Annotated in this window: 14 protein-coding genes; 5 read left to right on the top strand and 9 right to left on the bottom strand. The window is 68.5% G+C overall.

The window, feature by feature from the left end; genetic code table 11:
* Positions 1-9: 9 nt before the first annotated feature.
* The 5 genes from ABT009_RS09535 to ABT009_RS09515 all read right to left on the bottom strand — a co-directional run bounded on the left by ABT009_RS09535 (position 10) and on the right by ABT009_RS09515 (position 3830).
* The gene (locus ABT009_RS09535; protein ID WP_351291384.1) at positions 10-492 is read right to left on the bottom strand and encodes an NUDIX domain-containing protein; all 483 of its coding nucleotides are present in this window, start codon (positions 490-492) and stop codon (positions 10-12) included.
* 91 nt (positions 493-583) lie between these two features.
* Positions 584-1489 (bottom strand): LysR family transcriptional regulator, encoded by a 906-nt coding sequence (locus ABT009_RS09530; protein WP_351291382.1) that lies wholly within the window; start codon positions 1487-1489, stop codon positions 584-586.
* A 236-nt stretch (positions 1490-1725) separates the two neighbouring features.
* Positions 1726-2919 carry a cystathionine gamma-lyase gene (locus ABT009_RS09525; RefSeq protein WP_351291380.1) on the bottom strand — a complete coding sequence of 398 codons (1194 nt, stop codon included), beginning with the start codon at positions 2917-2919 and terminating at the stop codon, positions 1726-1728.
* Positions 2916-3407 (bottom strand): low molecular weight protein-tyrosine-phosphatase, encoded by a 492-nt coding sequence (locus ABT009_RS09520; RefSeq protein WP_351292153.1) that lies wholly within the window; start codon positions 3405-3407, stop codon positions 2916-2918. The genes ABT009_RS09525 and ABT009_RS09520 overlap by 4 nt, the downstream gene beginning before the upstream one ends.
* A gap of 45 nt (positions 3408-3452) precedes the next feature.
* A complete protein-coding gene (locus ABT009_RS09515) occupies positions 3453-3830 on the bottom strand; it encodes a phage holin family protein (protein WP_351291378.1) in 378 nt (125 codons plus the stop codon).
* Between the two features lie 58 nt (positions 3831-3888).
* Between ABT009_RS09515 and ABT009_RS09510 the strand changes: the two genes are divergently transcribed.
* From ABT009_RS09510 to ABT009_RS09495, 4 genes are all read left to right on the top strand, one after another.
* Positions 3889-4206: a cupin domain-containing protein gene (locus tag ABT009_RS09510; RefSeq protein ID WP_351291376.1), complete on the top strand. Its 318-nt coding sequence runs from the start codon at positions 3889-3891 to the stop codon at positions 4204-4206.
* 176 nt (positions 4207-4382) lie between these two features.
* Positions 4383-4598 carry a DUF5326 family protein gene (locus tag ABT009_RS09505; protein WP_351292151.1) on the top strand — a complete coding sequence of 72 codons (216 nt, stop codon included), beginning with the start codon at positions 4383-4385 and terminating at the stop codon, positions 4596-4598.
* 402 nt (positions 4599-5000) lie between these two features.
* Complete coding sequence (locus ABT009_RS09500) at positions 5001-5750, top strand: IclR family transcriptional regulator (protein WP_351292149.1); 750 nt, start codon at positions 5001-5003, stop codon at positions 5748-5750.
* A gap of 84 nt (positions 5751-5834) precedes the next feature.
* Positions 5835-6272 (top strand): SsgA family sporulation/cell division regulator, encoded by a 438-nt coding sequence (locus ABT009_RS09495; RefSeq protein ID WP_351291374.1) that lies wholly within the window; start codon positions 5835-5837, stop codon positions 6270-6272.
* 78 nt (positions 6273-6350) lie between these two features.
* On the opposite strand, the gene ABT009_RS09490 is transcribed toward ABT009_RS09495, so the two are convergent.
* Complete coding sequence (locus ABT009_RS09490; protein WP_502989849.1) at positions 6351-7982, bottom strand: YibE/F family protein; 1632 nt, start codon at positions 7980-7982, stop codon at positions 6351-6353.
* 229 nt (positions 7983-8211) lie between these two features.
* Between ABT009_RS09490 and thiC the strand changes: the two genes are divergently transcribed.
* Positions 8212-9996, top strand: a complete 1785-nt coding sequence (gene thiC / locus ABT009_RS09485; RefSeq protein ID WP_351291370.1) for a phosphomethylpyrimidine synthase ThiC — start codon at positions 8212-8214, stop codon at positions 9994-9996.
* Positions 9997-10122: 126 nt separating this feature from the next.
* On the opposite strand, the gene ABT009_RS09480 is transcribed toward thiC, so the two are convergent.
* From ABT009_RS09480 to ABT009_RS09470, 3 genes are all read right to left on the bottom strand, one after another.
* Entirely contained in the window at positions 10123-10989 is an 867-nt protein-coding gene (locus ABT009_RS09480; RefSeq protein WP_351291368.1) for a hypothetical protein, read from the bottom strand.
* Between the two features lie 181 nt (positions 10990-11170).
* Positions 11171-12253 carry a metallophosphoesterase gene (locus ABT009_RS09475; protein ID WP_351291366.1) on the bottom strand — a complete coding sequence of 361 codons (1083 nt, stop codon included), beginning with the start codon at positions 12251-12253 and terminating at the stop codon, positions 11171-11173.
* A 241-nt stretch (positions 12254-12494) separates the two neighbouring features.
* Positions 12495-12881, bottom strand: a 387-nt coding sequence (locus ABT009_RS09470; protein ID WP_351291364.1) for a substrate-binding domain-containing protein, incomplete at its 5' end; no start/stop codon positions are given.

Raw genomic sequence — 12881 nt, 5'->3', positions numbered from 1 at the left:
CGGTTCCGGTCAGCCGAGGTCAGGCGCATGCATCGCCCGTACTCCCTCGATGTTGCCGTCGAGGTAGTGCCGCAGCGACAGCGGGACGAGATGCACGGATGCGATGCCCACACGGGTGAAGGGCACACGCACGATCTCGTACTCGCCGCACGGGTCCTCCATCTCCGGTCCGTGCCGATGGGCCTCGTCCATGGATTCCAGCCGGCAGACGAAGAAGTGCTGCACTTTCACACCGGTCGCGCCACCGTCTTCGCCGATGTGCTCCACGGTGTCCACAAAGCATGGGACCACATCGATGATCTTGGCGCCGAGTTCCTCGTGCACTTCGCGATGGAGCGCGTCGACGACGGTTGCGTCCTCGGGCTCGACCCCGCCACCGGGGGTGACCCAGTAGGGGTCGACGCCAGGCTTGGTCCGCTTGATCAGGATCAGGTCTTCGCCGTCCAGCAGGACGGCACGTGCGGTGCGCTTGACCACGGGTCGGACGGTCATGGGAGAAATGTGGCCCGGTCGGTTCCACGTGAAACCTCGCGAATGCCCCCGGTACGTCCTCGCGCGTCCTGGCGGACTCTCTGGTGCCCGATCATGCCCAGTCGGCGGCAGCACGCAGTAGCCACTCGTGTGCTCGCGCGATATGCGGCATGGCGAGTGTGCCGGTGCGCACCGCCAGGAAGTACGTCCGCAGCGGTGGCACAGCGGGGTCGAGGAGCGCGACGATGTCTCCGCGTTCCAGGGCCGGAGCGCACAGATAGCGAGGGAGCACGGCCAGCCCGGCGCCCGCGACTGCACAGGCCAACACCGCGCGTAGATCAGGAACGATGACCGTGCCGGAGATCGCCGGACGGCAGTCGAAGACGGCGGCCCAGTAGCGGGCCACGAGCGGCAGCGACTCATGCACCTCCACTACCGGCAGGTTCTCCAGGGCCGGCGGGTCATTGCGGTGCAGCTTGCCGGAGCTGACATGGGCGGCCCAGCGGGGAGCGGTGACGAGGACGTGCTCTTCGTCGCAGAGCGGAGTCGCCGTGAGCAGAGCACCCCGCGGACGGGTCGTCGTAATGGCCAGATCGTGATGCCCGGCCGCCAGGCCTTCGAGTGTCTCCTCGGCATTGCCGAACGAAGCACGCAGCGCGAACGACTGGCCGTTCTCGCGAGTCAGCGCCGCAAGCGCCGGCAGAGCGCGCTCGGCGGTGAACTCCGGGGGACCCGCGAGATGCAGAGTGCGTAAAGAGGAATCCTCGTCGAGGCCGGCCTCGGTGATCTCCACCAGGGCGTCGAGATGCGGGGCGGCCTTGTGGGCCAGCTCGTCGCCGATCGTCGTGGGAGTCACGCCACGCGCCTGACGCAGAAAGAGCGGGCGGCCCAGCTGCCGCTCCAGAGTGCGGATCTGAGAGGTCACCGCAGGCTGCGAGAGACCGAGCAGTGCGGCGGCCCTGGTGAAGGAACCAGCCCGGTGCACGGTCACAAAAGTGCGCAGCAGGGCCAGATCCATCGGTAGCTCCTCCCCTCCCAAAGCCCCCAGCGCGCCCAACTATAAATAAGTCGATAGGTCTCTGTCGCTACTGTGATTGGACACTGACAGAGAGTCAACTAGCCTTGTTTTCGCGGTTCTTCGCGCGCAGAACCGGGACGGTCCGAGCCACGAGGGGGGAGGCTCGGACCGTCCGCTGTACGCAGCCGTGTGAGCCGCGGGCACATGGGACCCGCGGCGTGGCGTTCCGGAAGCCGTCAGTCCGCGGACTCGTCGAGCGCGCGCAGCACATCCGCCACCAGATCGTCGGTGTCCTCTGCTCCGGCCGAGAAGCGGATGAATCCTTCCGGAACCGCGTCACCGCCCCACCGGCCGCGTCGCTCGGCCGTAGAACGCACACCGCCGAAGCTCGTCGCATCGTCCACGAGTCGCAGCGCCTCCAGAAAACGATCGGCACGCGCGCGTGTGGGCAGCGTGAACGAGACCACGCACCCGAAACGGCGCATCTGCTGGGACGCGATCTTGTGCGAGGGGTCGTCCGGCAGGCCCGGGTAGCGCAGGCCGGTCACCTCCTCCCGGTCGCGCAGCGCCTCGGCGACGGCCAGCGCGTTGGCGTTCTGCCGGTCGGCCCGCAGCTGGAGCGTGGCGATGGCGCGATGGGCGAGCCAGGCCTCCATCGGGCCCAGGATGGCCCCGACGATCTTGCGCCAGCGCCTCACCGATGCCGCCAGCTCGGCGTCCCGGCACGCGACGTACCCCAGCAGGATGTCGCCGTGTCCGGTGAGCTGCTTGGTGCCGCTGGCCACGGCGAAGTCGGCGCCGAGTTCCAGCGGGCGCTGGCCGAGCGGGGTGGCGAGGGTGTTGTCGACGGCGACCAGAGCGCCACGCGCGTGTGCCGCCTCGACGAGCCGTCGCACGTCGCACACGTCGAGCCCCGGGTTCGACGGCGTCTCGATCCACAGCAGCCGGGCCCCGTCCAGGACGTCGAGTTGGGCATCGCCGCCTGTCGGCGCGGTGCGCACCTCGATGCCGTACGCGGTCAGCTGCTCGCGCACCAGCGGCAGGACCTGATAGCCGTCGCTCGGCAGGACCACCGCGTCGCCGGCCCGCAGCTGCGAGAACAGGACGGCCGAGATCGCGGCCATGCCGGACGCGAAGACGAGCGTCTCCACGTCCTGCCCCGGCGCCTCGAGCTCGCCGATGGCCCGCTCCAGATGCGTCCAGGTCGGGTTCTCGTCACGGGCGTAGGTGTACGGGCCTGTGGGATCGCCGGGCAGGTGGAAGTGCGCCGCGAACACCGGCCCCGGCAGGCTCGGCTCGTACTTCACGGCCTCCGGCAGACCGGCCCGCACCGCGCGCGTGCCGTCTCCGGCCGCGCGCGCCTCAGCCGACGCCTTCTCCGCACTCTCCGCCTTCTCGGGGGTGTCCGCCTTCTCCGGGGTGTCCGTCATGCCGCCTGTCCTTCCACTGCCTTACGTACGGCGGCGAGCAGTCCTTCGCTCGCCGCCTCCACCATGTCCAGGCACTCCTCGAACCCGGCCAGGCCCCCGTAATAAGGATCGGGCACGTCCAGATCGCCGGACGCGGAGGGGTCGAAGGAACGCAGCAGCCGGATCTTCTCCGCCTCCTCCGGGGTCGGCGCCAGCCGGCGCAGGGCCTGCAGATGGCCGGAGTCGAGGGCGATCACCAGGTCGAGCCGGGAGAACCAGGAGGCCTGGAACTCCCGCGCCACATGTTCGCTCGCGTATCCGTTCGCCTCGAGCACGGAGACGGTGCGCGGGTCGGCGCAGTCCCCTTCGTGCCATGCGCCCGTGCCCGCGCTGTCGACCTCGATGAGATCGTCGAGACCGGCCTCACGGACACGCTCCCTGAAGACGGACTGGGCCATGGGCGAGCGGCAGATGTTGCCCGTGCAGACGAAGCACACGCGATACGGCACGGAAGGCGCCGACGACCGGGAAGAGAGAGAAGACATCGAATGCGCTCAGTCCTTGTCCGGGAGCACGACGTTCAGGGCCCAGGACACGATCGAAATGATCAGGCCGCCCAGCACGGCGGTCCAGAACCCCTCGACATGGAAGCTCACGTCGAGCTTGCCCGCCAGCCACGAGGTCAGCAGCAGCATCAGGGCGTTGACCACGAGCGTTATCAGCCCGAGCGTCAGAATGAACAGCGGGAAGGTGAGCACCTTCACCACCGGCTTGACCAGGAAGTTCACCAGGCCGAAGAGCAGAGCCACGATGATCAGTGTCAGCACCTTGCTGCCGGTGTTGTCACCGGTCAGGGTGATCTTGTCGAGCAGCCATACGGCCACGGCCAGAGCCCCGGCGTTGGCGAGTGTCTTGACTAGGAAATTCATCATGTGTCTGATCGTGGCAGACCCGATCGGATCACGAGTACGGCCAAGGGGCAAAGAAGCGATGAAGGCATTCCGGCTGGACGAACTGGAGGCGGAGCGCGCCGCCAATGACGGTGCGTATCTGCAGTTTCTGCGTGAGCGGAACATGTCGGTCGGCCTGTATGCGCTCAACGCGGGCGAGCACGACCCGCAGAAGCCGCACAACCAGGACGAGGTGTACTTCGTCGTCAGCGGGCGCGCAGCGATCACCGTCGGCATGGAGACCACACAGGTGGCGCGGGGCAGCGTCGTCTATGTCCCGGCCGGAGTCGCACACAAGTTCCACCACATCTCGGAGGGCCTGCGGGTCCTCGTGGTCTTCTCCCCGCCGGAGGGCTGAGCCGCCCGGACCCTCAGAGATCCGGTCCGGCGCTCCGCCTGGGGAATCCGTCTCGGGGTTCCCTAGGGGGACGATCAGGGAAGGACAGGGGGCCCGAGGCCCCCACGACCCCCCACTGCGCCCCTAGCATCGAGAACACGGACTCAGGCGTGTGGAAAGAGGTAAGGACGATGGCAGTGCGAGAGATCTTCGCGGGCATGCCCTGGTGGGTGAAGTGGATCGCGGTGCCGGTCATCGCCCTGGTGGTGTTCGGCGGGATGATTGCGAGCGTTGTCGGCTTCCTGATCGGCCTGCTCTTCAAGGTGTTGCTGTTCGTCGCGCTCGTCGGTGGACTCATCTACGTCGTACGGAAGTTCATCTCGACCTCGTCATCGCGCAACAGCGACTGGTAGGCCGTGCAGCGGGGGCCGGGTGGATTGTGCGACACCGGCCGACGGCCCTCGCGCCAGCGACCGACAGATCGCGGAGTAACGACTGACAGGTCCCAGGGTGACCCGAAATCGGCGTGGCAGTACGCGTATTCCGGCGCGGTTCCCTCGGCAGGGGGAAGTTTCCGGCCGAGGCCGCCGGCAGCCGGCGGCCAAGGGCTAGAGTCCGGTAATCCGACGCGGGGTGGCCCCCGCGAGCAGGCTCTCAGCCCCGTCCCCGTGTCCCCCGGCACGGGCGGGACCTACGCGCTTCGGGAGCGACCCTTGGCCAAGGTTGACACCACACCCGCTGACAAACCTCCCAACTGTCTCCCGGCCCAGCCCGGTCCTCGCTCAAGCGATGCCCGGGTCCAGGCGCCGACCCTCATCGGATCGGTCCAGCGGGCCATACGCCTGCTGGAGGCCGTCGCCGCACACGATCACGGCGCGCCTGCCAAACAGCTGGCCCGCGAGACCGGGCTCGCGCTCCCCACCGCGTACCACCTGCTGCGCACACTGGCGCACGAGGGCTATCTCGACCGGGAGGACGGCCGGTTCGTCCTCGGCGACGCCACCGAACGGCTGAGCAGCAAAGGCGCTCAGCAGAAACGTCGCAGCAGTATGGGCGACGCACTCGCACACTGGCGCGACTCCCTTGGCGTACCTGTGTACTACGCGGTGTACCGAAACGGTGAGATCGACGTCCTGGCCGTGGCGGAAAGCCCGGCCGCCCCCGCCGTGCCGGAATGGGCGGACTTCCGCGAGACCGGGCACACCCATGCGATCGGCCAGTGCCTGCTGTCCCAGCTGGATGACGAAGCGCGCCGGGACCATCTGGACCGCTATCCGGTGCAGTCGATCACCCCGTACTCGGTCCGCGATGAAAGAACCTTCCTGCGTCGGCTCGAGGCGATGCGCCGCATGCGGCCCGTCATCGAACGGCAGGAGTACGCCCTCGGGACCGTGTGCTCGGCGATTCCCCTCACGTTCGGCACCACGGCCGCCGCGATCGCCGTCTCCCTCCCTGCCCATCAGGAGGAACGGCTGCTTCCGGTGACTCGGCGGTTGCAGAGCGAGATAGGCAGGCTGTCAGGGACTCTCGGGCTCTATCAGGATCTGAAAAATCACTCCTTGTGATCTGTTGTGTACGTTGAGCAAGATTCCACATGCGTGCCAGGGGCTCATCCCTGGCCAGACGACGGCGAATTTGACGGGGCGGCGATGCGCGAGTCCGTACAGGCTGAGGTCATGATGAGCTTCCTCGTTTCCGAGGAGCTCTCCTTCCGTATCCCGGTGGAGCTGAGTTATGAGACCCGCGATCCCTATGCCGTGCGGCTGACCTTTCATCTGCCCGGTGATGCTCCCGTGACCTGGGCCTTCGGACGGGAGCTCCTGGTCGATGGGGTGGTCGCGCCGTGCGGCGACGGCGATGTGCGCATCGCTCCAACCGGGGACAAGGTGTTCGACGAGGTGCTCATCACGCTTCAGGTGAGCACCGACCAAGCGATGTTCAGGGCGGGAGTCGCACCCCTCGTGGCCTTCCTCGACCGCACCGACAAGCTTGTGCCGCTTGGGCAGGAACGTGCCCTCGCCGACTTCGACGCCAGTCTCGACGAGACCCTGGACCGGATCCTCGCCGAGGAACAGAGCGCGGGCTGACGGAACGAAACTGCGCGTGCACCTGCAGTTGCCGTAACGCTTCGTCTGCTGAGGCAACCAGGCACGTCGGTTACGGCGTCAGCGCTTGCGGCGCCGTCCTCGTCCGCCGCGTGGCGCCGGCGGCCGGGTGCCCGTTGCCGACCGGGCATCCGCCGCCCCCGTCGCGTCCGGGGCCTGTCCCGGAGCCGGGCCCGGCCTGTCGGCGGAGACCACCAGCGCGGCGAGGGCGGTCGTCACCGGCACCGACGCCACGAGGCCGATCGAGCCCACCAGGGTCCGCACGATCTCCTCCGCCACCAGCTCACTGTTGGCCACCGCGCCCACGCTGCTCTGGGCGATCGAGAACAGCAACAGCAGCGGCAGGGCCGCGCCCGCATACGCCAAGACGAGAGTGTTCACGACCGATGCGATGTGGTCGCGGCCGATCCTGATTCCCGCCCGGTACAACTTCCGCCAGCCCACCGTCGGGTCTGCCTGGTGCAGCTCCCACACCGCCGAGGTCTGCGTCACCGTCACATCGTCGAGCACACCGAGCGAACCGATGAGCACGCCCGCAAGCAGCAGACCGCTCATGTCGATATGCGGGTAAAGGCCGTGAATCAGGCCGGTGTTGTCGTCCGTGTTCCCGGTCAGCGCGGCCCAGTCGATGAACACCGAGCCCAATAGACCGATCAGCAGCAGCGAGATGAGTGTGCCCAGCACCGCGACCGAGGTACGGGCTGTGAGTCCATGGCAGAGATAGAGCGCGATCAGCATGATGGCGCTCGCCCCGACCACCGCGACGGCCAGCGGATTCGAGCCCTGCAGAATCGCGGGCAGGATGAACAGCGTCAGCACCATGAAACTGATCGCGAGCGCGATCAGCGCCATCAGACCGCGCATCCGCCCCACCACGACCACGGCCAGCGCGAAGATCCCGGCGAGCACAGCCATGGGGACCCTGCGGTTCACATCGGTGACCGAGTACTGCAGCTCCTTGGGCGCGTCGGGCGCGTACGCGACCACCACTTCCTGGCCCTCGTGCAGCTGCCGCGGTGCGTCCGGCTGCACGATCTCCGTGAACGTGCGGCCCTTGTTCTTGCCGGTCGCGACCTCGACCGTGGCCTTCCCGCAAATCCCGTTCGCCTGCTGCTCGGCGGACTGACCCTCCGCGGTCGACGTGTCGCCCGTGGGGGTGTCCCCCGATGCGTTCACGTCCTTGCAGTCCACCTTCTCGACCTTGGTGACCACGGCCTGCTCGGTCTGCCGGTCGAAGCCGACTCCGGTGCGCTCGTGCGGCGGCGCGCCGCCGGGCCAGAGCACGGCGAGACCCACGACGACCGCGGCCGCGAAGGGGATCAGCACGGCGGCGATGACCTTGCGCAGATGCTTCGAGACGGGCGCGGCCGGGCCGTGGGCGTGCGAGTGGCCATGCCCGGGTCCAGGACCGTGGTTGTCGCCGTTGCCGTTGCCGTTGCCGCCGCCGTTGCCGGGTCCGCCGCCGTGCCCGTGTCCGGGCCCATGCCCCTGACCGTGCCCGTGTCCGTTCTCCGGGCCGGTGGGGTGGTCTCCGGACGGTGCTGGGCCGTACGGGGATCCGGGGCGTCCCTGTCCGTACGGAGGGCCGGGCGGGCCGCCCCCGTACGGAGGGCCGGGCGGGCCGCCCTCGTACGGAGGTCTGGGCGGGCCCTGTCCGTGTGGCGGTTCGGGCGGCTGCGGGGGCTGCTGCATGGGGCTCACGGGCAGATCATCGCAAGAACGACAGGGGTCCTCTGTTCAGCTCGCCAGATATGACGCTAGCGTGGAGGCACTTTTGCAATCGCGGGAGCTCGGAGCACCGGGCTGAGAGGGCGCTGACCTTCGTCATCGCGATGTTTCACATGAAACATCGGCAGACGGAAACCGCTGCGTCGACCGCCGAACCTGTTACCGGGTAATGCCGGCGTAGGGAGAAGGTCTCATGACCATCAAGGACGCACGCACGCCTGCCTCCACGCAGAACTCCAGCGACGGGGAGGCCGGGAAGTCCATCGGCTGGCACAAGGCGTACGTCGAGGGTTCACGCTCCGACCTGCGCGTGCCGGTCCGTCAGGTGCACCTCACCAACGGGCAGTCCGTCACGCTGTACGACACGTCCGGACCGTACACCGACCCGTCCACCACCACCGACGTCCGCAGGGGCCTGCCGCCCCTCCGCGAGAACTGGATCACCGCCCGCGGCGACACCGAGGAGTACGCGGGCCGGCCCGTCCGCCCCGAGGACGACGGAATCAAGCACACCTCGCCCCGCGGTGGACTGCGCAACCTGGACGCCGTGTTCCCCGGCCGTCCGCGCCAGCCGCGCAGGAGCCGCACCGGTCAGGCGGTGACACAACTCGCGTACGCGCGACGTGGCGAGATCACGCCCGAGATGGAGTTCGTGGCGATCCGCGAGAACGTCGACCCCGAGGTCGTACGCGAGGAGATCGCCGCCGGCCGCGCGGTGCTGCCCGCGAACGTCAACCACCCGGAGATCGAGCCGATGATCATCGGCAAGCGTTTCCTGGTGAAGGTCAACGCCAACATCGGCAACTCCGCCGTGACGTCCTCCATCGAGGAGGAGGTGGAGAAGATGACCTGGGCGACCCGCTGGGGCGCGGACACGGTCATGGACCTCTCCACCGGCCGCAACATCCACACCACTCGCGAGTGGGTGCTCCGCAACTCTCCCGTACCTATCGGGACCGTGCCCCTCTACCAGGCCCTCGAGAAGGTCGACGGCAAGGCCGAGGAGCTGACCTGGGAGACCTACAAGGACACGGTCATCGAGCAGGCCGAGCAGGGCGTGGACTACATGACCGTCCACGCGGGCGTGCGCCTGCCCTTCGTACCGCTGACCGCCAACCGCAAGACCGGCATCGTCTCCCGCGGCGGCTCGATCATGGCCGCCTGGTGCCTCGCGCACCACAAGGAGAGCTTCCTCTACGAGAACTTCGAGGAGCTCTGCGAGATCCTCGCGGCCTACGACGTGACCTACTCCCTCGGCGACGGCCTGCGGCCCGGCTCGATCGCGGACGCCAACGACGAGGCGCAGTTCGCGGAGTTGCGCACGCTCGGGGAACTCAACCGGATCGCGAAGCGTTTCAACGTGCAGACCATGATCGAGGGCCCGGGACACGTCCCGATGCACAAGATCAAGGAGAACATCGACCTTCAGCAGGAGATCTGCGATGAAGCTCCGTTCTATACGCTCGGCCCGCTGACGACGGACGTCGCGCCGGCGTACGACCACATCACCTCCGGCATCGGTGCCGCGATGATCGCCTGGTGGGGCACGGCGATGCTCTGCTATGTCACGCCCAAGGAGCACTTGGGCCTGCCCAACCGTGACGACGTCAAGACCGGCGTCATCACCTACAAGATCGCAGCCCACGCAGCCGACCTCGCGAAGGGGCACCCGGGCGCCCAGGAATGGGACGACGCACTGTCGGACGCCCGTTTCGAGTTCCGCTGGGAGGACCAGTTCAACCTGGCCCTCGACCCGGACACGGCACGTGAGTTCCACGACGAGACGCTCCCGGCCGAGCCGGCGAAGACCGCGCACTTCTGCTCGATGTGCGGCCCGAAGTTCTGCTCGATGAAGATCTCGCAGGACATCCGCCGCGAACACGGCAGCACGAAGGGCGAGATCGAGGCGGGCATGGAGCAGAAGTCCAAGGAGTTCGCGGCAGCGGGCAACCGGGTGTATCTGCCGATCGCCGACTGACCGATTGAGCGGTCGCCGCATGGGTCTCCCTCGCGTGCGTCGAGAGGCCCATGCGGCTCGGCCGTCGCGGGGCGGCGGCCGCCTGGCTCTGCAGGCCCGGCTGAGCCCGGCCCGGCACATCCTGGCTCACTCCGGCTTGTGCTCCGGGCCTCCGAAGTCCGGGCTCGTGAAGTCCGGGCTGGAGTAGCTGGGGCGCGGGCCGGCTGCGGGTCCGCCTTCCGGGCTGCTGAAGCCCGGCCTGTTGTACCCGAGGTGAGGGATACGGCTGGTCGGGGCGGCCGGCGTGGGGCGGCTCGGCGGTGCCAGGTCGGGGTCGGCCAGGGCCTCCCTGAGGAACGGCAGTATGCCGCGCTCCAGGAGCGCCTGGTGCCAGGCCTCCCGGGCCTGGTCCACCGCCTCGCTGTGTTCGTTGTACTCGTCGGCCTGAAGTGACGTGGAGCCGTTGCGCAGGGCGGTGAGCAGCAGGCCGACCGCGGCGACCAGGATGGCTGCGGCCGTGATCGCGGTGAACACCCAGCCGGTTGTCAGGAGGGTGTGCGCGAACGCCTCCCGGGGGTCGAGAGCCTTCAGGACGTAGCCGACGAGCAGGAAGATCGCGGCTGCGGTGCCGGCGAGGACCGGGGTGAGCACCGCGACAACGGCGATCGCGCCGGCGCCGACGGGCTCGGTGACCTCGCCCGTGGCGGTGGCGAGCCCCACGGCGCCCGAGCCGGAATCCGTGCGGCTCGCCCCGTCCAGTACGGCCCTGCCGGGCTGTGCGGGTTCGCGGAGTTCGTCGCGGACCTTCACATAGTGCTGGTACTCGGTTGCGGCGGCTGCCGTGATCAGTGCCGTGGCATTGAGCGCCATGGTGCGCAGCTGCTCGGCGTTGAGCTGCCGGCCTATCGCGGCCAGATCAGCATGGTGTGGTGCGGAGCGCAGCGCCTCATCGAGGACCCGCTCGTACTCCTGGCGGTCCTCATTCAGCAGGTGCGGAGCGCTGTTCATGTGCATCCCCCGATGCTCCGTAGGGCTTGGGAGCTCGCAGGCTTGCGAGCCGTGGCAGAAACGGAGGGGAGCCTGCTACGGATAAACCGATGGTAGAGCGGTCACGGCTGGTGGTGACAGGGGGTTTCCGGAAATTGGGCCCCTGGCCAGAGCTGCCGTCGTTGCCGGGCGCCTGCCCCGCGAACCGTCATTTATCCAGGGGGAGTTGGCAGACCAGCAGTTTTCCGGCCATGGTCACACCGCCGTCCATGGCGACGGCCAGACCGCCGGCGTAGATGTGCGGTCCCTCGACCGCGGGGCCCGCGCCGCTCTCTCCGTCCTCCGAGCCGACCTCGCCGAGGAGGTACGGGATGGGGCTGTGGCCGTGCACGATGCGGGTGCCGCCGTAGGTGTCGAGGAGTTCACGCACGGCGCCGGGGCCCGTCTGGTCGTCGCGGAAGGCGAACCGCTTGGTGAACTTCCGGAAGAGGTCCCAGCATTCGTCGGCGTCGTTGCGGGTGAGGGTCTCGCGGACCGTGTCGTTGACCGCTTCAATGGAGTCGCCGTACTCGAGGTAGGCGGTGGTGTCGGAGTGCACCAGGAGATGGCCGTCCGCCTCCTCCATCGCGTCGAGGCGGGCCATCCACTGCAGATGGTGGTCCTGGAGGCGTTCCATGTCGGTCTTCTGGCCGCCGTTGAGCAGCCAGGCGGCCTGGAAAGTGGCAGTCCCCGCACCGGAGTTGACCGGCGTGTCGCCGAAGCGCTTGGCGCCGAGCAGCAGCAGTTCGTGGTTGCCCATGAGGGCCTTGCAGTAGCCGCCGGCGGCCGCTGCCTCGGCGGACAGCCGCATCACGAGGTCGATGACGCCGACACCGTCGGGCCCGCGGTCGGTGAAGTCGCCGAGGAACCACAGCCGCGTGTTGCCCGCCGACCAGTTGCCCTCGGCGTCGATGAGGCCCTTTTCCTGGAGCGCCTCGACCAGCTGGTCGAGGTAGCCGTGGACATCACCCACGACGTAGAGGGGGCCGAGGCCTTCGGGGGTGGCGGGGTCGGGCGCGGGCTCCGGTGCGAGCGGCACCTGGAGGGTGTCTCCGCGGTTGACGACCGGTAGATCGCGCTGGGTCGGTGTGTAGCCCTCGGGCTCCGCGATGCCCTCGGGCATGCCGACGCTCTGCCCTGCGGGGGCGGCACTGTGCGCGTACGGACCGGTCTCGTGGACGTACGCCGGAACGCGGAAGTCGCGCAGCGCCGCCGTCAGCACCTCGGGTCCCTGACCGGCCCCCTGAGTCATCGACCCCTCCACCACCATTGCGCCGCATCTGCACCGGATCGGACTGCCTGGTCGCAGCGGCCCGCGGTGTCGTCCGCCCATCATAGGAATGCGGCTCGTTCTGTGTGATGACCCAGGGGTGGTGAATCGGCTTCGTACCCCGGTTCACCGAAGTTTTCTCCCGAATTGGGCAGGGGTTTCCCTGCAGGCCATGGCAGCTCGGTGTTTCCCGCTCTCCCGCCCCTGCCCTTCTCGGCTCGGTCTATCCCGGGCCGGGGGAGCGGGGTGGGTTGACCATGGGGCGCGGCTGCCGCCGCTGGGAGGAGGACCGGATGATGAGTTCTGTCGGTATCACCTGCTCGACCGGTTGGTCGGAATCGAGGCCTTCGATGGCGTCGATGAGGAGTTGCACTACTGCGGTGCCGATGCGGCGGGGCTTGAGGGAGAGCGTGGTGATGGGGGGTTCGGTGTTGGCGTAGACGGTCGACTCGCTGCAGCACACCAGCAGCAGGTCGTCGGGTACGCGAAGTCCGTACCGGCGTGCCGCCGCCAGTAGGTCGGTGCCGTTGGGGTCGAAGAGTCCGTAGACGGCGTCTGGGCGGTCGGGGCGGGCGAGCAGTCGGTCGGCGGCTACTGCCCCGGCGCAGGG

Origin of the sequence: Streptomyces sp. NPDC002896, assembly GCF_040295225.1 — a bacterium.
In the GTDB taxonomy this organism is placed as follows: domain Bacteria; phylum Actinomycetota; class Actinomycetes; order Streptomycetales; family Streptomycetaceae; genus Streptomyces.
The sequence above is the reverse complement of the archived record's forward strand: the minus strand, read 5'-3'. Positions and strand labels throughout refer to the sequence as shown.